The sequence below is a fragment of the Caulobacter sp. GW456-12-1-14-TSB4 genome, assembly GCF_059424195.1.
Window position 1 is genome coordinate 158,416 of sequence record NZ_JBWKZF010000003.1, and the last position, 18,928, is coordinate 177,343.

The following is an 18,928-nucleotide window of genomic DNA, read 5'->3' on the forward strand; positions in this document are numbered from 1 at the left end:
TAGCGCAGCCGAACCGCCACGGCCGCGTTTAGCCCGCATGTCACGCCGCGCCCTCCTGACCGCCCTCCTCGCCCTGCCCGTGCTGGCCGCGTGCCACGAGAAGCCGATGCTGGGCCAGGAAGAGCCGGCCATGAAGCCCAAGGCCGTGCAGAAGCGCATCGAAGCCATCGCCGCGCGCGCCGCGCCGGCCGTGCTGGGCGTGGCGGTCGAGGACCTGGGCACCCGCCAGGTCTGGGCGTTCAATGGCGACCGCCGCTTCCCGCTGGGCGGCGCCGCGCGCATCCCGATCCTGGCCAGCGTGATGGCCGAGACCGAGGCCGGACGCTTGCCGTTGAGCGAGGTCATGTCCGTCCGCGACGTCGATCTGTCGCCGCCGCCCAGCGCCGTCGCCGACGCGTGGCCGGGCCGCCAGACCTGGAGCATCGCCGAGCTGGAGACCCTGGCCCGCGCCGGGGACAACACCGCGCTGGACCTCCTGATCGACCGGGTCGGCGGGCCGGGCGCGGTCAATGGCTGGCTGGACGTCAAACGCATCGAGCATGTCAGCGTCGACCGCTATCGCCGTCAGATCGCCACCGACGCCCGGGGCCTGGCCTCGTTCCGCGCCGACTGGAAGGGCGAGGCGGCGTGGCGCAAGGCGGTGGACGCCGTGCCGGCCGACCAGCGCGCCAAGGCGGCCAAGGAACGCGCGACCGATCCGCGCGACACCGCGACACCCGTGGGCTTGCTGCGCCTGCTGGAGGCCTTCACCAATCGCGAGCTGTTCTACAAGCCCGACCCGGCCCGTCTGCTGGGCCGTGATCCAGGCTATCTGGCGGACGCCCTGCCCGCCGGCGCCCGCATCATCCAGTCGGCCGGCGCGGCTCAGCCGGACCTCGGCGTCCAGCCGACGAACCACGCGGTGGCCTTCGTGGAGCTGAAGGACGGCCGCCGGATCGCCTTCGTCGTCTTCCTGACCGCCTCGACCACCGACGCGGCGGCGCGCGAGGCGATCGTCGCCGACGTCGGCCGGGCGGTGCTGAAAGAGTTTTAGCCCTGCGCTCCCGCTATTTTCGAGCCCGCGCCAAGGCCTCCAGCAGCTGAGCCGGGTGCAGCGGCTTGGCCAGGTGCAGGTTGGCGCCGGCGGCCTGCGCGGCGGCGACGTGCTCTTCCATGGCGTTGGCGGTCAGCATGACCACCAGGATCGGCGGCGCCCCCGAGGCGGCTTCACGAGCCCGGATGGCGCGGGTGGCCGACAGGCCGTCCATGATCGGCATCTGCATGTCCATCAGCACGGCGTCGAAGCTGGCCTCGTCCAGCGCCTGCAAGGCCGCCTCGCCGTCGCCGACCATGGTCAGATCGACGCCGAACGGCTCCAGCACGATCTGGACGACCTTGCGGTTGGTTGGATGGTCCTCGGCGACCAGCACCCGCATGCCTTCCAGCGAAATCTCGCGGTCTTCCTCGATCGCGGTCTGCGCCATGTCCGCGCAGCGGGTCAGCGGCAGCAGCACCTCGAAGCGCGCTCCCTGCCCTGGCGTGGCGTCGGCGCGGATGCCCCCGCCCATCATCTCGGCCAGGGCCGCGCAGATGGACAGGCCAAGGCCCGTACCGCCGAACTGGCGGGTGATCGACTGGTCGGCCTGCACGAAGCGCTTGAACAGGCGTTGGCGCACGCCCTCGTCGAAGCCGACGCCGGTGTCGCTGACCACGAAGCGGACCTTGTCGTCCACCCGATCGACTTCAAGCGACACGCCGCCCTCGGCGGTGAACTTCACGGCGTTGGCCAGGAGGTTGGAGAGGATCTGGCTGATCCGGCCCGAGTCGCCCTCGTAAGTTCCTTCGGCGTCCGGCGCGACCGACCAGCGGAACACCAGGTGCTTGGCCTCGGCGGCGGCGGCGTGCAGCTCGGCCATGCCGCGCACCAGCTGGGCCAGGTCGAACGGCCCGGTGGTCAGCTGGAACTCGCCGGCCTCGATCTTGGAGACGTCCAGGATGTCGCCCAGCACCTGCTCCAGCAGGCGTCCCGACGACGAGACCAGCGCCGCCAGCTCGCGGCGGGCGACCGGGTCCTCCTCGTCGCCCAGGCGATCGCCGATGGCGATGACCCCGTTCAGCGGCGTGCGCAGCTCGTGGGACATGTTGGCCAGGAACACCGACTTGGCCTGGTTGGCGCGCTCCAGTTCGGCGGTACGCTCGGCCACGCGATCCTCCAGCGAGCGACGCAGTTCCTCGTTGCGCTCGCGCTGGCGGCGTAGCGCCCGGGCCAGGGAGCCGATCTCGTCGGTGCGGCGCTCGATCGGTTCGGCGGCGGCCGGATCGCCCCGGCGCTGGGCCTCGGCCAGGGCCTCCAGCGGCGCGGCGACCATCTGGTTGGTCAGGCGATAGAGCAGCAGCACCTGCAAAGCCACGCCGATGAAGCCGAACAGCAGCACCCACGAGGCGGTCTTCAGCGACGACCAGACGATGTCGCCCGACGGGAAGGTCATCAGGAACCACCAGCCCGGCTCGACCAGGCGGCCATAGGCCACCAGCTTGTCGCCCTTGGGGGTCAGGATTGTGCCGACGTCGCGCTTCTGGGCGCGGACGGCAGCCACCAGCCCCTTCAGGTCGTTCTCGGCCTCGAACTTGCGCAAGAGCCCCGCGTCGACCGCGCCGTTGCGCGACAGACCCTGGGCTCCGACCAGCTCGCCGTCGTCCGCCACGATCAGGTTCTGGCCGCCCGGCAGGGCGTCGGCCACGGCGCGCAGCAGATAGCTGTCCAGCGACAGGCTGGTGCCGAACGCACCCATGAACTGGCCCTTGTAGTAGAAGGGCGTCATGCAGGCCGCGTTCAGGCCCCGGCCGCTGGGATCGGAGATCAGCCGCCGCAGCTTGGTGCACTTCATCACCCGGTCCGGATTGTTCTCCGGCAGGGTCAGCTGCGTCATCTCTTCCTTCGCGATGCTGAGGTGCGGCGGCGCGGTGCGGCGATAGTAGATCAGCTTGTCCTGGCGGTTGGGCCCGAACATCACCAGCCGCGTCTTGGGCGTGAAGAAGTAGAAGTTGTCGTAGTGGCGGATCTCGGTTTCGCCGGCGGCGGCCACGACGTCGGTGGCGGCGACGAACAGCTGCCGCTCGGTCAGGGTCATCGAGCCGGCGTCCGGCAGGTAGCCGCCGATGCCGTAGATGTAGCGGTCGCCGATCCGCGCGCCGTCGAACAGGCCGTCGACCGAGCGCCGGGTGCCGTCGCCCTTCTCCGGGAACAGGCGGTTGAACTGGGCATGGACCTCTGGGTCGTCGCCCATGGCCAGGCGGCGCGTCAGGGCCTCGCCCGCCGCGTCGTGCACTTTCACGAGATCGGAGAACAGGCGGTCCTCGGTCTTGACCCGCTCGCCGACATATTCGGCCAGGTGCCGCGTCTGGGTGTCGGCGGCGCTTTTGCGCACGAAGACGAAGGCCGCCGCGGTCGCGACGCCCGTCACCGCGATCGACAGGATCGCCACCATGGTCAGGAGCCGACGCGCCAGTGGCGTCGTGACGCTCGTGGCCGTTCCGGGACTTGTATTCAAAATAGCTCCCTGGCCCGCGCCCCCGGGCCGTTGCCCCCAAAACCTTACGCTTGAAAACTGAACTTGATCACGCGGTCCAACCGAGCCGCTTTTCCCCCGCGACGCAACAGTCTATAGCCTCCCGGTCCGCGCCGCGTGCTGGCCCTGTGCGCCAGAACGCCGCAGGCGCGCCACCGCCAGAGGAACACCCCCGAAAATGGCCAAGATCAAAGTCGCCAATCCCGTCGTCGACATGGACGGCGATGAAATGACCCGCATCATCTGGAAGCTCATCAAGGACAAGTTGATCTTCCCGTACCTGGACCTGGAACTCGACTACTATGACCTGTCGGTCGAGAACCGCGACGCCACCAACGACCAGGTGACGATCGACGCCGCCGAGGCGACCAAGAAGCACGGCGTCGCCGTCAAGTGCGCCACCATCACCCCGGACGAGCAGCGCGTCACCGAATTTAACCTCAAGAAGATGTGGAAGTCGCCGAACGGCACGATCCGCAACATCCTGGGCGGCGTGATCTTCCGCGAACCGATCATCTGCCAGAACGTGCCGCGCCTGGTGCCGGGCTGGACCCAGCCGATCATCGTCGGCCGTCACGCCTTCGGCGACCAGTACAAGGCCACCGACTTCCTGTTCCCCGGCAAGGGCACGCTGTCGATCAAGTTCGTCGGCGAAGACGGCGAAACCATCGAGCACGAAGTGTTCAAGAGCCCGTCGGCCGGCGTGGCCATGGGCATGTACAACCTCGACGACTCGATCCGCGACTTCGCCCGCGCCTCGTTCGCCTACGGCCTGGGCCGCGGCTATCCGGTCTACCTCTCGACGAAGAACACGATCCTGAAAGCCTATGACGGCCGCTTCAAGGACATCTTCCAGGAGATCTTCGACGCCGAATACGCCGACCAGTTCAAGGCCAAGGGTATCCACTACGAGCACCGCCTGATCGACGACATGGTCGCCTCGGCGCTGAAGTGGTCGGGCGGCTACGTCTGGGCCTGTAAGAACTACGACGGCGACGTGCAGTCGGACATCGTCGCCCAGGGCTTCGGCTCGCTGGGCCTGATGACCTCGGTGCTGATGACGCCGGACGGCAAGACGGTGGAAGCCGAAGCCGCCCACGGCACCGTCACCCGCCACTATCGCCAGCATCAGAAGGGCGAGAGCACCTCGACCAACTCGATCGCCTCGATCTTCGCCTGGACGCGTGGCCTGGCCCACCGCGCCAAGCTGGACGACAACCAGGAGCTGGCCGACTTCGCCCTGACCCTGGAAAAGGTCTGCGTCGACACCGTCGAAAGCGGCTTCATGACCAAGGACCTGGCCCTGCTGGTCGGCGACAAGCAAGGCTGGCTGACCACCGAAGGCTTCCTCGACAAGATCGACGAGAACCTGAAGAAGGCCATGGCCTAAGACTTTCGGGCTCCGGCCTGAAACAAGAGCGCCCCGGGGGAACTCCTCCGGGGCGTTTTCTTTTGCCTATTCGCCTCGACCGCGCTCCATCAGCGCCCCGGCGAAGTCGATGACGCACATCGAGCCCCACTGCCGGTGCCCGCCGCAGGCCACGCCGGCGGCGCTGTAGCTGGCGGTGAAGATGTTGCGGCGATGCCCGCGTCCGGCCACGCGGCTGTCGATGACCAGTTGTCGCACGACCGCCCGGGCGTCGTCATAGCCGTACGAGATGTTCTCGGCGGCCATGCCCGCGAAGACGCCCGCCGCGCGCAGGCGCAGGCCCAGGCTGCCGGCCGCGCCGTGGCCGACATCACCACGCGCCCCCTGGAGCCGCACATGCTCCAGCGCCGCCGCGCCCAGTCGGCGGTCGTCCTTCAGCGGCGCCAAGGGTTGCTGCTGCTCAAGGAAGTCGATCGCCTCCTCCACCGCCCCCGGCTCCTCCTGCTCGAACGCCCACTCGGGCGCGCGCCGCAGTTCGCGGGCGTAGTCGGCCGGATGGGCGCGGACATAGTTGATCTCGGCCAGCACGTCCGCGTCCAGATCGGCGGCGTGGGCGAAAGATGGGGCGGCCAGCGCACATGCCAGGACGGCGGCGCGGGCAAGCGAACTCAACGCGGACAAACTGAAATCCCCGATACGCGTCCCTCGCACCCTGCATAGCATCCCTGGCCGACACGTCTCCACGCGCGCGTTGTCGCGGGCTGAGCGAGCGCTCTTGCGGGGAACGCCGATAGCTGGGATATCCGCGTTAACCTTTCGGAGGCGGCATGACCCTGCAGAAGCGGATCTGGGACCTGATCGTGCTGGCGATCTTCGTCTTCGCCGCCGCTTTCGCCACGGCGCCGTGGTTCGCCTTCCGCGCCCTGAAGGCCGCCGCCCAGTACGAGGACGTGCAGGCGATCGGCGAGCTGGTCGACTTCCCCGCCGTACGCCGCAGCCTGACCGGCCAGTTGGTGGCCGAGGCCCCCGCCGCCCAGCCCGAAGCACCGTCGATCTGGCGCGACCCGCTCGGCGTGTTCAGGAAGGCCATCGAGCCTCTGGCCCCGCCCGAGCCCAAGGTCGACCGCTACCTGACCGTGGCCGGCGTCTCGGCCCTGACGCGCGGCTACGCCCCCGGCAAGGCCCCGCCGGCCTTCAGCCGCGACACGTCGCTGGCCGGCCAGGTCAGGGACTCGATCAAGGGCCCCTTCCCCGGCATCGCCTATTGGGACCCCAACCGCGTGCGCATCGCCGTCAAGCGGCCGGACGGCAGCGGCAAGGTCACGATCTTCACCTTCGAGCGCAAGGCGCTGTTCACCTGGAGGCTGGTGCATATCCGCCTGCCGGGTGACGAGCGTCAGGGCTGATAATCGCCAAGAAACCTGATTGCTTTGATCGCCCTCGTCCTCGACGTCCTTTCCCGGGTCTGGCCGTTCTTCCTGCTGGTCGGCGCGGGCGTGGCCCTGGCTCGCCTGCGGCTGCTGGACGGGCCGATGACGAGAGGCCTTTCGGCCTATGTCTACTGGGTCGGCTTCCCCGCCCTGTTGCTCCATTCCCTGTCGCGCCTGGGCCGGCCCGGCCATGACCTGCTGCTGGGCCTGGTCGCCTATGCCTCTGTCGGTCTGCTGTTGATGGCCGCCACCGTGACGGTCGGCCGGCTGCTGGGCTGGACCAAAGCCGAGCGGGCCGGAGCCGGCATGGCGTCCGGGGTCGGCAACAGCGCCTTCCTGGCCCTGCCCGTCACCGCCGCCGTGCTGGGGGCCGAGGCCGCGCGGCTGGTCGCCGGCGTGGTGGCCATCGACTTCGCGGTCCTGGCGACAGCGGGCGTGGGCCTGCTGGGCTGGGCGGCGGGCCGGTCGGTCCGGCGTTCGACCGTGCAGGCCTTCCGCAATCCGGTCGTGGCCGCGGCCCTGGCCGGGGTCGCCCTGGCCCTACTGGACGTCGCCCTGCCCGAGCCTCTGGACCGCGCCATCGGCATGGCCGCCGCCTCGGGCAGTCCCGTGGGCCTGGTGGCGCTGGGCGCGGCGCTCGGCCTGCGCGAGACCGAGGGCGAGGCCTCGCCGGCCGGCGCGCCGGTGCTGCTGGCCGCGATCGTCAAGCTGGCCGCGTTTCCGCTGCTGGCTTGGCTGGCCATCGGCCTGACCCCTGCCCCGCCGCTGTTCCGCGCCGGCGCGGCCCTGCTGGCGGCGGCCCCGACGGCGGTCAATGTCTTCATCCAGACCCGCACCTACGGCGTCTGGCCGCGTGGCGCGGCGCGGATCGTGGCCCTGACCACGGCGGCCTCGGCGATCACCCTGTCAGTCGTCGCGCTGCTGCTGACAGCCGGCGGCAGCTAGGGGCCTAGGGTCTTCCGCATAGGAGGAGACCCATCATGATCAGCTACATCACCATCGGCGCCAGCGACCTCGATCGGGCCGGTGCCTTCTATGACGCCGTGCTGGGCGCGCTGGGCAACCAGCGCCTGTGGCGGCAGGGCGACTGGATCGGCTACGGCCCCGACGAGGACCACGCCACGGTCATGATCTGCGCGCCCGAGAACGGCCAACCGGCCAAGGCGGGCAACGGCATCATGGTCGGGCTGAAGGCCGAGACCGCGGCGCAGGTCGACGCCTTCCACGCCGCCGCCCTGGCCCAGGGCGGGGCCTGCGCCGGCGCGCCCGGACCGCGCCCGGCCTATGGCGAGGGCTACTACCTGGCCTATGTGCGCGATCCGGACGGCAACAAGCTGTCGGCTTTCCTCAAGGGGTGAGCAGGTTCGAGCCCGACGCGGCGCCGACCTTGCGCTGCTCGCCGGCCGTCCAGCCGGCGGGACAGTCGCCGAGACGGTGATAGCGGCGGGCCTGGACCACCTTGCCGACATCGGCCGTCAGCGGCTGCAGGGCGAAGCGGACCGTGAAGTCGCTGGCCGGGTCGCCTTTGACCGACGTGTAGAGACCGAAGTGCTGACCATTGGCCTGGCAGCGGCCGGCATGCTCGGTGGCGGTGTCGGTCGCCGGCTTGCCATAGGGCTCGCATGGCTGGCCGCCGATGCTGGGCTCGACACGCGTGAAGGACGAGATCAGCTCCGGATTGGCGCAGACCTCGACCGCGCCGGTCTGGCCGCCGCTGTCCTCGACGATCTCGACGCGCCAGAACGACGGCGGCGGGATGGCGGTCGAGGGCGCCTGGGTTTGGTCGCAGGCCGTGAGGCCGACCAGAAGCGCCAGTCCGATCCAGATACGCATCGCTTCGCCCCGTGAAGACTACAGATGTAAATCATCGCGAATATCGCACGCCGTCAAGCGGTCCATGTCGGTTTACGGCAAGCTGGATCGTCTTCAGGGAAAGGGAGACCCTCGGCATGGACGTACGCGAGCAGATCGACCGGTATATCGACGACCAGCCTCCGGCGAAGCGCCAGGAGCTTCAGGACTTGCACCAGCGCATCCAGGAGATCGCGCCCGACGCCCCACTCTGGTTCCTGGACGGTCGGGACGACACCGGCAAGATCGTCTCCAATCCGAATATCGGCTATGGGACGCAGACGCTCGACTATGCCGACGGAAGCTCGAGGGCGTTCTACAAGATCGGCCTGAGCGCCAACACGGCCGGCCTGTCGGTCTACGTCATGGGCCTGAAGGACAAGGCGTACCTGTCCCAGGCCTATGGCGCCCGGCTCGGCAAGGCCAAGATCACCGGCTACTGCATCCGGTTCAGATCGGTGAAGGCCGTGGACCTGCGCGTACTCGAAGAGGTCTTCTCGGATGCGTTGGCCGCGGGATCGACTCGCTAGGCAGCCCCTATTTCGGCATGGGGATGGACCACACCTTCCCCGCGCCGCGCTCGGTGAACCACAGGGTGTCGCCCGCCGGCTCCACGCCGGTCGGCGACTTGAGGCCTTCCTTCAGGACGGTCACGTGGGCGATGTCGCCCGTGACGGTCAGGGCGTGGATCTTGCCGGCCCGGTTCTCGGCGACGAACAGCTTGCCGCCCGCCGCGCGCATGCCGTCGGGGCCTTTCACCGGCGCGTCCATCCAGATGTCCACCAGCGCGCCGGGTTTGCCCTGGGCGTCGATGGGAATGCGGAACAGCTTGTTGAGGGACACGCTGTTCACGTAGAGCGCGCCGTCCAGAAAGGCGACGCCGTCGACGCCCAGCAGCAGGCGATTGTCCAGGAACAGCTCGGCCGCCGTCGCCCCCGGCGCCAGGCGGTAGATCTTGGCGTTGGCGGTGTCGGAGATGTAGAGCGCCTTGTCGGGGCCGATGGCGAAATCGTTGCAGGTCGTGGTGTCGCCCGGCAGCTCCCAGCGCAGCTTCTCCTTGCCGGTCGCCAGATCGAAACCGCGCAGGCTGGTGCGGCGACGCACCGGCGTCGTGTCGGGGATGGGCGTCAGTTGGCAGGCCCACAACGTGCCCGCATCCGCCAGTTGCCCGAAGAAGAACGTGCCGGGCCCTTCAGCGCTGGCGTCGATGAAACGCTCGGCCGTCGTCGCGCCCTTCTTGACCCGGTAGATGTAGGGCGAACTGGCGCTGCCGACATACAGGGTCCCGTCCGGCGCAACCGTAAGGCTCTCCGGCTGGGACTTTTCATCCTGGATCAGGATCTCGGCGGCCTTGGCACCCGCGGCAGGCATGGACGACGTCAGGGCAAGGGCCGCGATCACGGCTATCTTCGCGAAGTTCATGCTGGTTCCCCCTCCGACGCGGGCGCGCTTGGCGCGCTGTCCTCGAGGTTGAAGTCATTGAACGTCCGCGCTCGATTCTCAAGCGGATAACCGCGCTACGCCAGATCGCGCGCAGCGCCCAACGAAAAGCCCGCCGCTCCGGGTGGAGGGCGGGCTCTGTCGTCTTCGTTGGTCGCCGAGGATCAGCCGGCCAGGATCGCCTTGACGGCGGCCAGGCCTTCCTCGGCCTTGCTGTCGTCCGGGGCGCCGCCCTGGGCGAAGTCGGCCTTGCCGCCCGCGCCCTGGCCGCCCATGGCGATCACGGCGGCCTTGGCCAGGTCGGCGGCGCTGAACTTAGCCGTAAGGTCGGCGGTGACCGCGACCGTGACGGCGGCCTTGCCGTCCGACGTGCCGACCAGGGCCACGACGCCCGAGGTCAGCTGCTTCTTGAACTCCTCGGCGACGCCGCGCAGCTCCTTGCCGCCGACGCCGTCCAGGACGCGGGCGATCAGGGCCGTGCCGTTGACGTCTTCCGGACCCGAGGCCGCGCCACCGCCGCCACCCAGGGCCAGCTGCTTCTTGGCCTCGGCCAGTTCCTTCTCGAGACGCTTGCGGTCGGCGATCAGGGCGTCGACGCGGGCGCCGACTTCAAGGACCGGGGTCTTGAACTGGTCGGCCAGCGACTTGGCCACGCCCGCCTGGTCCAGCAGGAAGCGGCGGGCCGCCTCGCCGGTCAGGGCCTCGATGCGGCGCACGCCGGCGGCGACGCCTTGTTCCGAGACGATCTTGAACAGCGCGATGTCGCCGGTGCGGGCCACGTGGGTGCCGCCGCACAGTTCGACCGAATAGGCCTTGGCTTCGTCGGCCAGCGACTTGCCGAGCGTGAGCACGCGGACGCTGTCGCCGTACTTCTCGCCGAACAGCGCCACGGCGCCGGCCTCGATGGCCTCCTGCGGGGCCATTTCCTTGGTCTCGGCCGGGACGTTCTGGCGAATGACTTCGTTGACCTCGGCCTCGATCTTGTCGAGTTCCTCGGCCGTCAGCGGACCGCCGTGGCTGAAGTCGAAGCGCATGCGCTCGCCATCGACCATCTGGCCCTTCTGGGCGACGTGCGGGCCCAGCACATGGTGCAGGGCGGCGTGCACCAGGTGGGCGGCCGAGTGGTTGGAGCGGGTGGTGTGGCGGCGCTCGGCGTCGACCGAGGCCACGACCTGGTCGCCGACCTTCAGGTCGCCCGACAGCTCGACGCGGTGGACGAACAGTTCGCCGGCCTGCTTCTGGGTGTCGATGACGCGGTTCTCGCGGCCGTTGGCTTCCAGCACGCCGGTGTCGCCGGCCTGGCCGCCGCTCTCGGCGTAGAAGCTGGTGCGGTCCAGCACGACCTCGGCGGTCACGCCGGCCGAAGCGCTCTCGACCTCGACGCCGTCGACGACGATCGCCTTCACGACGCCGGTGGTCTCGGTGTTCTCATAGCCGACGAAGTCCGTCGCGCCGGCCTTTTCCTTGATCGCGAACCAGGCGGCGGCGCCGGCCTGCTGGCCCGAGCCGGCCCAGTTGGCGCGCGCCATCTGGCGCTGCTTTTCCATGGCCGCGTCAAAGGCGTCGGTGTCGACGGTCAGGCCCTTGGCGCGCACGGCGTCCTGGGTCAGGTCCAGCGGGAAGCCGTAGGTGTCGTAGAGCTTGAAGGCGGTGTCGCCATCCAGCACGCCGCCGCTGGTCAGGTTGGCGGTGGCTTCGTCCAGCAGGCCCATGCCGCGGCCCAGGGTGACGCGGAAGCGCTCTTCTTCCTGGCGCAGGGTCTCGACGATCGAGGCCTCGGCGCGGCGCAGTTCCGGATAGGCCTGGCCCATTTCGGCCACCAGGGTCGGGGCCAGGCGGTGCATCAGGGGCTCGTTGGCGCCCAGCAGATAGGCGTGGCGCATGGCGCGGCGCATGATCCGGCGCAGGACGTAGCCGCGGCCTTCGTTCGACGGCGTGACGCCATCGGCCAGCAGGAACGACGACGAGCGCAGGTGGTCGGCAATGACGCGGTGCGACGGGGCCTGATCGCCCTCGGCCTTGACGCCGGTCAGCTCGACCGACGCGGCGATCAGGGCCTTGAACAGGTCGACGTCGTAGTTGTTGTGCACGCCCTGCAGGACGGCCGCGACGCGCTCCAGGCCCATGCCGGTGTCGATCGAGGGCTTGGGCAGCGAGACGCGCTCGCCGCCGGCCAGCTGCTCGAACTGCATGAAGACGAGGTTCCAGATCTCGATGAAGCGGTCGCCGTCTTCATCGGGGCTGCCCGGAGGGCCGCCCGGAATGCCTTCGCCGTGGTCGAAGAAAATCTCCGAGCACGGACCGCAAGGGCCGGTGTCGCCCATGGACCAGAAGTTGTCGCTGGTCGGGATGCGGATGATGCGGTCGTCGCCCAGGCCGGCGATCTTCTTCCACAGGTCGGCCGCCTCGTCGTCGGTGTGGTAGACCGTGACCAACAGCTTTTCCTTCGGCAGGGCGAAGTCGCGGGTCAGCAGGGTCCAGGCGTGGTGGATCGCCTGTTCCTTGAAGTAGTCGCCGAACGAGAAGTTGCCCAGCATCTCGAAGAAGGTGTGGTGGCGGGCGGTGTAGCCGACATTGTCCAGGTCGTTGTGCTTGCCGCCGGCGCGGACGCATTTCTGCGAGCTGGCCGCGCGCGGATGCGCCGGCGTCTCGGCGCCCGTGAACACATTCTTGAACGGCACCATGCCGGCATTGACGAACAGCAGGGTCGGATCGTTCTGCGGCACCAGCGGCGCCGACGGCGTCACCGCGTGATCGGCCTTGCCGAAGTAGTCGAGGAAGGTGCTGCGGATCTCGTTCAAGCTGGGCATGAGCGTCTCAAGTCTGGCGTACCGGTCCGGCAGGCGGCCGGGAGTCGGGCGCTGCATAGCGCGGATTTTGGTGAAGGGGAAACCGACTCGGAGATGGGGGCTGCCGACACGGCTGAAAAGGGCGGGTTCGGAGGCCAGATGCTCCCCCACGATGCGGGGGAGCTGTCGGCGAAGCCGACCGAGGGGCCATCTCGGCATAGGCCGCGTTAGCCCCCTCCGGCCCTCCGGGCCACCTCCCCCGCATCGCGGGGGAGGATCTTCGCCCCAGAACGAAAATAGGCCGCCTGGCATGGGGTCCAGGCGGCCTGCGATCGCGGCCCTCGCGGCGGTCCGGCCGCGGGCGTGTTGAAGGCGGGGACGCCCGGGGTCGGGCGAGGGCCGCGAAACGGTAAGGCCGTAAGGCCTAGTCTTCTTCGCCCTCTTCCGGGCCGCCGACGAGAAGTTCTTCCTCGATCTTCTGCGACGACTTGCGGACGGCCGCTTCGATCGAGGCGGCCACATCGGGGTTGGTCTTCAGGAATTCGCGGACATTGTCGCGGCCCTGGCCGATGCGCTGGCTGCCGTACGAGAACCACGAGCCGGCCTTGTCGATGATCCCGGCCTTGACGCCCAGATCGATGACTTCGCCCAGCTTGGAGATGCCCTCGCCGTACATGATGTCGAACTCGACCTCGCGGAACGGCGGGGCCACCTTGTTCTTGACGACCTTCACGCGGACGTTGTTGCCGATGATCTCGTCACGGACCTTCACCGAACCGGTGCGGCGGATGTCCAGGCGCACCGAGGCGTAGAACTTCAGCGCGTTGCCGCCCGTGGTGGTTTCCGGGCTGCCGTACATCACGCCGATCTTGTGACGGATCTGGTTGATGAAGATGACGATGGTGTTGGCCTTGTTGATCGAGGCGGTCAGCTTGCGCAGCGCCTGGCTCATCAGACGGGCTTGCAGGCCCGGCAGGCTGTCGCCCATCTCGCCTTCGATTTCGGCCTTCGGCGTCAGGGCCGCGACCGAGTCGATGACGACGATGTCGACGGCGCCCGAGCGCACCAGGGTGTCGGTGATTTCCAGGGCCTGTTCGCCGTTGTCGGGCTGGGCCACCAGCAGGCTGTCCAGGTTGACGCCCAGCTTGTGGGCGTAGGACGGATCCAGCGCGTGTTCGGCGTCGACGAAGGCGGCGGTGCCGCCGGCCTTCTGGACCTCGGCCACCACATGCAGGGCCAGGGTCGTCTTACCCGAGCTTTCCGGACCATAGACCTCGATGATCCGCCCCTTGGGCAGGCCGCCGATGCCCAGGGCGATGTCCAGGCCGAGCGAGCCGGTGGAGACGGACTCCATCTCGACCTTGCCCTTTTCGCCCAGCTTCATCACTGAGCCCTTGCCGAACGCCCGATCGATCTGGGTGAGCGCCGCTTCCAGAGCGCGCTGCTTGTCGCCTTCTTCCTTGCCCACGAGTTTCAATGCCGCCTGACTTGTCATGTTGATCCGCCCTCTATCCCATGATTCCGGTCGCTCGATCGGCGCTTACCGCGCCCCGCCCCAACGACCTGTGGAACACCCTTAATGCGTACGCCCTTTGTTCTGAGTTCGCAAGATGTTCTCGCTCGCCTTCACGCAAAGAAACGACCGTTTCTGTCGTAGGCCAGAATGCCGCAGGGGATATACCCGGATACGGGACCATCCCCGCGAGGGTGAAACCGGTCCTTAAGTCCCGTCATGCCAGCTTCACCGCTCCTTGGGGGACCGCCGACTTGTCCATCGACCCACGCCGCCTTCTAGGCCTGGCGTTCGCCAGCGCCGACCTTCTGGTCGAACTGCAGAATGGCCGCGTGCGCCTGGCCTTGGGCGCGGCGCAGAAGGTCATGGGCCAGAGCGAGGCCAGCCTGACCGGCAAGGTCTGGCCGCACCTGTTCCACGCCGACGACCAGCCGCTGATGGACGCGATGCTGAGCTGCGCCGACGACGGCGTGCGGCGAGGCCCCGTCGTCCTGCGCCTGATCGGTCCGGAGGACCGCCACGTCCGCGTGATCCTGCGCGCCCTGCCCGAAAACGACGGCCGGGTCTCGCTGGCCGTCACCGCCGCCCAGTCGGCCGGCCCGCCGCTGACCGCCGGCACCCTGCATCCGCGCGAGTCGTTCGACGACATCGCCAAGGGCCTGTTCGAGGCCGCCCGCGTCACCGGTCTGGAGCTGGAACTGGCGATGGTCGAGTTCGCCGGCCTGGAGACCATGCGCGACGGCCTGACGCCCAATGAGGCGGCCGCGCTGGACGTGCGGGTGGCCAGCGCAGTCCGCGCCGAGTCGCATGGCGGTTCGGCCGCCACCCAGCTGTCGCCCGACCGCTTCGCCCTGCTGCGGGCCAAGGACGATCGTCCCGAGAACATGGTCAAGCGCCTGACCCGCATGGTCAGCGCCGACGCCAGCGCCCACGTGGTGCCCCTGGAGGCCGGCGGCGGCTCGGCGCGCGCGCTGCGCGCCCTTCGCTACGCGCTCGACGACTTCCTGCGCGAGGGCCTGAAGGACATGCCGCCGATGACGCTGTCGGAGGCGATGAACCGTTCGGTGAAACGCACCCTGGCCCGCGCCGGCGCCCTGGGCGTGGCCGTCAGCCAGCGTCGCTTCAACCTGGCCTTCCAGCCGGTGGTCGACCTGAAGTCCGGCGCGGCGCACCACCACGAGGTGCTGGTGCGCTTCGAGGACGGCGCCAGCCCGTTCGCCCTGATCCGCATGGCCGAGGAATTCGACCTGATCGAGGAGCTGGACCACGCCATCGTCGAGCAGGCGGTGAAGAAGCTGGCCAACGACCAGGAGCGCAAGCTGAAGCTGGCCGTGAACGTCTCGGGCCGCACGATCGTCAACGAGACCTTCGTGGGCCACATCGAGCGCCTGCTGGCCAAGCATGACGAGGCCAAGGGTCGGCTGATCTTCGAGGTCACCGAGACCGCGGCGATTGATGACCTCCCCCGCGCCAACCGCCATATCCAGGCCCTGCGCGGCATGGGCTCGATGGTCTGCCTGGACGACTTCGGGGCGGGCTCGTCGTCGTTCGCCTACCTGCAGCAGCTGTCGCTGGATATCGTCAAGATCGACGGCCGCTATGTCCGCGAGCTGGCCGACAACGGCCGCGACGGCGCCCTGGTGCGCCGCCTGGTCGAGCTGTGCCAGGACCTGAAGATCCGCACCGTGGCCGAGATGGTCGAGACGATCGAGGTGGCCGACATCGTCCGCGCCGCCGGCGTCGATTTCGCCCAAGGCTGGCTCTACGGCAAGCCGGCCGACAAGCCCATGCCCGCCCTGCGTCCCAATCCCTCGGTCACGCCGGTGGCGCGCCGGGCGGGGGCGTCTGAGAGCTGGGGGTAGCGTTGTGATCTCTCCTCCCCACTAGGGGGAGGTGGATCGCTGCGAATACGCAGCGAGACGGAGGGGGTCGCGAAGCGATGATGCGCTCGCCGCCGCACAAGGCCCCTCCACCGCCGTTCGGCGGTCCCCCTCCCCCAGAGGGGGAGGAGAAACACTCAATCCATCAAGCTCAGGCCTTGCCGCCCTTGCTGACGATGTAGTCGTCGATCACGCGCTCCAGCGTGGTCAGCGGGGTCATGCCCGAGAGCAGGCCCGCGTCGTGGAACTCGCGGATGTCGAACTTCTTGCCGAGCGCCTTCTGGGCCTTGGCGCGGGCGCGGAGCCAGACGATCTTGCCGATCATGTAGCTGCAGGCCTGGCCCGGCCACACGACGTAGCGTTCGATCTCGGTGATCGAGCCGCTTTCCTCGTCGCCCATGGTCTCGGCCATGTACTTCACGGCCTGCTCACGGCTCCACTTCTTGTAGTGCATGCCGGTGTCGACCACGAGGCGGACGGCGCGGAACAGGGCGTCGTGCAGCATGCCGATGTGGCCGCGCGGGTCGGTCTTGTAGATGCCCATCTCGACGGCCAGCTGCTCGGAATAGAGCGCCCAGCCCTCGGTGTAGCCCGAGAAGCCGATGATCTTGCGGATCATGGGCAGGCCCTTGGCCTCGTTCGAGATCGACAGCTGCAGGTGGTGGCCCGGGACGCCCTCGTGCACCGTCAGGGTGGTCAGGGTGTACTTGGCCTGCTCCTTGGTGTCGCGCAGGTTGATCCAATAGATCCCCGGGCGCTTGCCGTCGAGCGAGGGCGAGTTGTAGTAGCCGCCCGGCGCGCCGGCCTCGATGGCCTTGGGCACGCGGCGGATCTCCAGCGGCGCCTTCGGCAGGGCGCCGAAATAGGCCGGCAGCTGCTTCTGGATCCAGGCGGCCTTCTCGTTCAGGTCCTTGATCAGCTGTTCCTTGGACGCGTCGTCGTTCGGATAGAAGTCCTCGCCCAGCTTGGCCATGCGCTCGCCGACCGTGCCGGTCTTCATGCCGATGGTCTTGAAGAGCTTGTCGGCCTCGGCCGAGATCGACTTCACCAGGTCCAGACCCAGCTGGTGGATCTCTTCCGGCTTCAGGTCCGAGGTCGTGTAGTTCTTCAGCGACACGGCGTAGTAGTCGCCGCCGTCCTTCAGGCGCCACACGCCGGCGTCATGGGTGGCCTTGCCGCGCACGCTTTCCAGCAGGGCGATCTGGCGCTTCAGGGCGGGCAGGACAGAGCCTTCATAGATCTTCGAGGCTTCGGCGGCCCAGTCACCGTCGATCTTCTTGTCCTTAGTGCGGCGGGCGATCGACTTGACCAGCGGCGCGTCGGCCGTCGGCGTACCGGCGAAGGCCTTCATCTGGATCAGGGTCTTGTCGATGATGAAGTCCGGCGGGATCACGCCGTCGGCCATGTCCTGCTTAGCGATCGCGGTTTCCTGATCCATCAGGCGGGCAAAGCCCTCCATCCGCGCCAGATAGGCGTCGGCGTCGGCCTTGGTCTCGATGCTGTGCTGGGTGTCCAGGAAGTCCGGCATCTGCTGATACGAGCCGGTCAGCTGGCTGAGGACGTAGGGCGCGCCCGAACCGCCGCCGCCATAGCTGAACTTCTTGTTGCCCTCGTCCTGGACCTGCAGGACGAACTCGACGGTGTCGTAGTTGGCGGCGTCCATGCCCTTCAGGGCGCGACGGTCGATGCCGCGCAGGGCGGCCAGCTGCTCGCTGGTCTGGACCTTGTTGGCCTCGATGGCCGCGAACGAACGGTCGCTGAGCAGGTCCTTGGTCCAGGCCAGGTCGCCGCTGTCGAGTCCCAGGCTGGTCGCCGTCTCGGGCGACTGGCGCAGCTGCTTGGCCATGATCTCGTCGAACATCGCGTTCAACTTGGCGACTTCGCCTTGGCGCGCGAGGGCCAGCGACGGCAGACCGCCAGTGGCCGCGAAACCCGCCGCGGCGGTGGCGAACATCATGTGACGACGATTGAGCAAGGCTTTTCCCTCCCGGAGCCGATTTGTGGAGCGAAGGCGTAAGGCCCTGCCCGGCTTTGGCGAAATTAATTTCGAGTCATGGAGGGAAAAGCAACGGGCTCGCTCAGGCCAAGGTCACGAACAGCTCGTTCTCGATCACCCACTGGCCGGTGACCTTCTTCCAGGTGGCCAGATAGGTCCCCGACTGCTCGGGGGCATCCTTCCACTGTCCGACCCAGCGGCCGCGTTCGGCGGCGCGCGCGCCTTCGCTGTCCAGGTCGATCTGCTCCGTCGTGCGGATATAGGCCCCGAAGCCCTTGTCGGCGAACTGGCTGGCGAAGGCGGCCAGCACGTCCTCGGCGCCCAGCAATAGCGAGCCGTCGCCGGCGATCAGGGTGACGCGCGGATCGAAGAACGGCCGCAGGCGCGCGGCGTCCTTGGCGGCGATCAGCTTGTTGGTCAGCTTGCGGCGGGCGGCGATGGCGTCCTGGGGCGTGGTCATGGTCTTCCCTGCTCTGCCAGCCCGTGTAGCTTGGTCCCCATCCTACGCAAACATTCCGACGCAAACTTCAGAGCCGCGATGCCCGCCCCGACCCTGACCACCGCCCGCTTGACCCTCAGCCCCCCGACGCTGACCGACTTCGAGGACAGCCGGGACATGTGGGCCGATCCGGTCGTGGTCCGCCACGTCGGCGCCCGCCCCTTCACCGACGAGGAGACCTGGACCCGGCTGATGCGGGCCCGGGGTCTGTGGGAGGTGCTGGGCTTCGGCTATTGGGCGGTGCGCGAGACCTCGACCGGCCGCTATGTCGGCGAGGTGGGCTTCGCCGATCTGCGCCGCGACATCCAGCCCAGCCTCTTTGGCCTGCCCGAGATGGGCTGGGTGCTGTCGGCCTGGTCGCACGGCCAGGGCTTCGGGACCGAGGCGGTCGGCGCGGGCCTGGCCTGGATCGACCAGACCCTGGCCCCGCCGGTCGTGCCCTGCATCATCGATCCCGACAACGCCGCCTCCCTGGCCCTGGCCGCCAAGATGGACTTCACGCTGAAGACCCACACGACGTTCAAGGGCTCGCCGATCATGGTGATGGAACGCCGCCGATAGGCTTGTACAGTTTTTATGTAACTTCGGCTTGATCCGGGCCGCCGCGCCCAAT

16 protein-coding genes are annotated in these 18,928 nt (G+C 68.5%); 8 read left to right on the top strand and 8 right to left on the bottom strand.

Annotated features, from left to right (window positions below; genetic code table 11):
- Window positions 1–37: 37 nt before the first annotated feature.
- Window positions 38–1,033 (top strand): serine hydrolase, encoded by a 996-nt coding sequence (locus tag AC07YH_RS04100; protein ID WP_494745732.1) that lies wholly within the window; start codon window positions 38–40, stop codon window positions 1,031–1,033.
- A gap of 13 nt (window positions 1,034–1,046) precedes the next feature.
- Here the strand turns inward: AC07YH_RS04100 and AC07YH_RS04105 are convergent, their stop codons facing one another.
- On the bottom strand, window positions 1,047–3,467 hold the full coding sequence (locus tag AC07YH_RS04105; protein WP_494745733.1) for an ATP-binding protein: 2,421 nt from the start codon (window positions 3,465–3,467) through the stop codon (window positions 1,047–1,049).
- Between the two features lie 259 nt (window positions 3,468–3,726).
- Here AC07YH_RS04105 and AC07YH_RS04110 point away from each other — a divergent pair, with 259 nt between their 5' ends.
- Entirely contained in the window at window positions 3,727–4,938 is a 1,212-nt protein-coding gene (locus AC07YH_RS04110; RefSeq protein WP_494621505.1) for an NADP-dependent isocitrate dehydrogenase, read from the top strand.
- A 66-nt stretch (window positions 4,939–5,004) separates the two neighbouring features.
- Here AC07YH_RS04110 and AC07YH_RS04115 read toward each other — a convergent pair whose 3' ends face one another.
- Window positions 5,005–5,598, bottom strand: a complete 594-nt coding sequence (locus AC07YH_RS04115) for a CAP domain-containing protein (protein ID WP_494745734.1) — start codon at window positions 5,596–5,598, stop codon at window positions 5,005–5,007.
- Window positions 5,599–5,744: 146 nt separating this feature from the next.
- Between AC07YH_RS04115 and AC07YH_RS04120 the strand changes: the two genes are divergently transcribed.
- Genes AC07YH_RS04120 through AC07YH_RS04130 form a run of 3 tightly spaced genes read left to right on the top strand, consistent with a single transcriptional unit; the run spans window position 5,745 to window position 7,705 of the window.
- Entirely contained in the window at window positions 5,745–6,323 is a 579-nt protein-coding gene (locus AC07YH_RS04120) for a DUF2939 domain-containing protein (RefSeq protein ID WP_494745735.1), read from the top strand.
- Between the two features lie 24 nt (window positions 6,324–6,347).
- Window positions 6,348–7,292, top strand: a complete 945-nt coding sequence (locus AC07YH_RS04125; protein ID WP_494745736.1) for an AEC family transporter — start codon at window positions 6,348–6,350, stop codon at window positions 7,290–7,292.
- A gap of 35 nt (window positions 7,293–7,327) precedes the next feature.
- Complete coding sequence (locus tag AC07YH_RS04130) at window positions 7,328–7,705, top strand: VOC family protein (RefSeq protein ID WP_494745737.1); 378 nt, start codon at window positions 7,328–7,330, stop codon at window positions 7,703–7,705.
- On the opposite strand, the gene AC07YH_RS04135 is transcribed toward AC07YH_RS04130, so the two are convergent.
- Window positions 7,695–8,180: a hypothetical protein gene (locus AC07YH_RS04135; RefSeq protein ID WP_494745738.1), complete on the bottom strand. Its 486-nt coding sequence runs from the start codon at window positions 8,178–8,180 to the stop codon at window positions 7,695–7,697. The two genes, AC07YH_RS04130 and AC07YH_RS04135, sit on opposite strands and share 11 nt — an antisense overlap.
- A 116-nt stretch (window positions 8,181–8,296) precedes the next feature.
- On the opposite strand from AC07YH_RS04135, the gene AC07YH_RS04140 reads away from it, so the two are divergent.
- Complete coding sequence (locus AC07YH_RS04140) at window positions 8,297–8,728, top strand: hypothetical protein (RefSeq protein ID WP_494745739.1); 432 nt, start codon at window positions 8,297–8,299, stop codon at window positions 8,726–8,728.
- A gap of 7 nt (window positions 8,729–8,735) precedes the next feature.
- Here the strand turns inward: AC07YH_RS04140 and AC07YH_RS04145 are convergent, their stop codons facing one another.
- The 3 genes from AC07YH_RS04145 to recA form a co-directional block, all read right to left on the bottom strand.
- Complete coding sequence (locus AC07YH_RS04145) at window positions 8,736–9,569, bottom strand: SMP-30/gluconolactonase/LRE family protein (protein ID WP_494745740.1); 834 nt, start codon at window positions 9,567–9,569, stop codon at window positions 8,736–8,738.
- Window positions 9,570–9,802: 233 nt separating this feature from the next.
- Window positions 9,803–12,448: an alanine--tRNA ligase gene (gene alaS, locus AC07YH_RS04150; RefSeq protein ID WP_494745741.1), complete on the bottom strand. Its 2,646-nt coding sequence runs from the start codon at window positions 12,446–12,448 to the stop codon at window positions 9,803–9,805.
- A 403-nt stretch (window positions 12,449–12,851) separates the two neighbouring features.
- The gene (gene recA, locus AC07YH_RS04155; RefSeq protein WP_494745742.1) at window positions 12,852–13,922 is read right to left on the bottom strand and encodes a recombinase RecA; all 1,071 of its coding nucleotides are present in this window, start codon (window positions 13,920–13,922) and stop codon (window positions 12,852–12,854) included.
- 272 nt (window positions 13,923–14,194) lie between these two features.
- Between recA and AC07YH_RS04160 the strand changes: the two genes are divergently transcribed.
- Complete coding sequence (locus AC07YH_RS04160; RefSeq protein WP_494745743.1) at window positions 14,195–15,802, top strand: EAL domain-containing protein; 1,608 nt, start codon at window positions 14,195–14,197, stop codon at window positions 15,800–15,802.
- Between the two features lie 169 nt (window positions 15,803–15,971).
- Here the strand turns inward: AC07YH_RS04160 and AC07YH_RS04165 are convergent, their stop codons facing one another.
- The gene (locus AC07YH_RS04165) at window positions 15,972–17,795 is read right to left on the bottom strand and encodes a DUF885 domain-containing protein (RefSeq protein ID WP_494745744.1); all 1,824 of its coding nucleotides are present in this window, start codon (window positions 17,793–17,795) and stop codon (window positions 15,972–15,974) included.
- A 103-nt stretch (window positions 17,796–17,898) separates the two neighbouring features.
- Window positions 17,899–18,276 (bottom strand): nuclear transport factor 2 family protein, encoded by a 378-nt coding sequence (locus AC07YH_RS04170; RefSeq protein WP_494745745.1) that lies wholly within the window; start codon window positions 18,274–18,276, stop codon window positions 17,899–17,901.
- 78 nt (window positions 18,277–18,354) lie between these two features.
- Here AC07YH_RS04170 and AC07YH_RS04175 point away from each other — a divergent pair, with 78 nt between their 5' ends.
- Window positions 18,355–18,876 (top strand): GNAT family N-acetyltransferase, encoded by a 522-nt coding sequence (locus AC07YH_RS04175; RefSeq protein ID WP_494745746.1) that lies wholly within the window; start codon window positions 18,355–18,357, stop codon window positions 18,874–18,876.
- The last annotated feature ends 52 nt before the right edge of the window (window positions 18,877–18,928 follow it).

Excerpts from the sequence above, each read along its gene's own strand:
- recA (WP_494745742.1), bottom strand. The coding sequence starts at position 13,922 with ATGACAAGTCAGGCGGCATTGAAACTCGTGGGCAAGGAAGAAGGCGAC.
- AC07YH_RS04130 (WP_494745737.1), top strand. The coding sequence starts at position 7,328 with ATGATCAGCTACATCACCATCGGCGCCAGCGACCTCGATCGGGCCGGT.
- AC07YH_RS04105 (WP_494745733.1), bottom strand. The coding sequence starts at position 3,467 with ATGGTGGCGATCCTGTCGATCGCGGTGACGGGCGTCGCGACCGCGGCG.
- alaS (WP_494745741.1), bottom strand. The coding sequence starts at position 12,448 with ATGCCCAGCTTGAACGAGATCCGCAGCACCTTCCTCGACTACTTCGGC.
- AC07YH_RS04100 (WP_494745732.1), top strand. The coding sequence starts at position 38 with ATGTCACGCCGCGCCCTCCTGACCGCCCTCCTCGCCCTGCCCGTGCTG.
- AC07YH_RS04120 (WP_494745735.1), top strand. The coding sequence starts at position 5,745 with ATGACCCTGCAGAAGCGGATCTGGGACCTGATCGTGCTGGCGATCTTC.
- AC07YH_RS04170 (WP_494745745.1), bottom strand. The coding sequence starts at position 18,276 with ATGACCACGCCCCAGGACGCCATCGCCGCCCGCCGCAAGCTGACCAAC.
- AC07YH_RS04175 (WP_494745746.1), top strand. The coding sequence starts at position 18,355 with ATGCCCGCCCCGACCCTGACCACCGCCCGCTTGACCCTCAGCCCCCCG.
- AC07YH_RS04140 (WP_494745739.1), top strand. The coding sequence starts at position 8,297 with ATGGACGTACGCGAGCAGATCGACCGGTATATCGACGACCAGCCTCCG.
- AC07YH_RS04135 (WP_494745738.1), bottom strand. The coding sequence starts at position 8,180 with ATGCGTATCTGGATCGGACTGGCGCTTCTGGTCGGCCTCACGGCCTGC.
- AC07YH_RS04145 (WP_494745740.1), bottom strand. The coding sequence starts at position 9,569 with ATGCCTGCCGCGGGTGCCAAGGCCGCCGAGATCCTGATCCAGGATGAA.
- AC07YH_RS04110 (WP_494621505.1), top strand. The coding sequence starts at position 3,727 with ATGGCCAAGATCAAAGTCGCCAATCCCGTCGTCGACATGGACGGCGAT.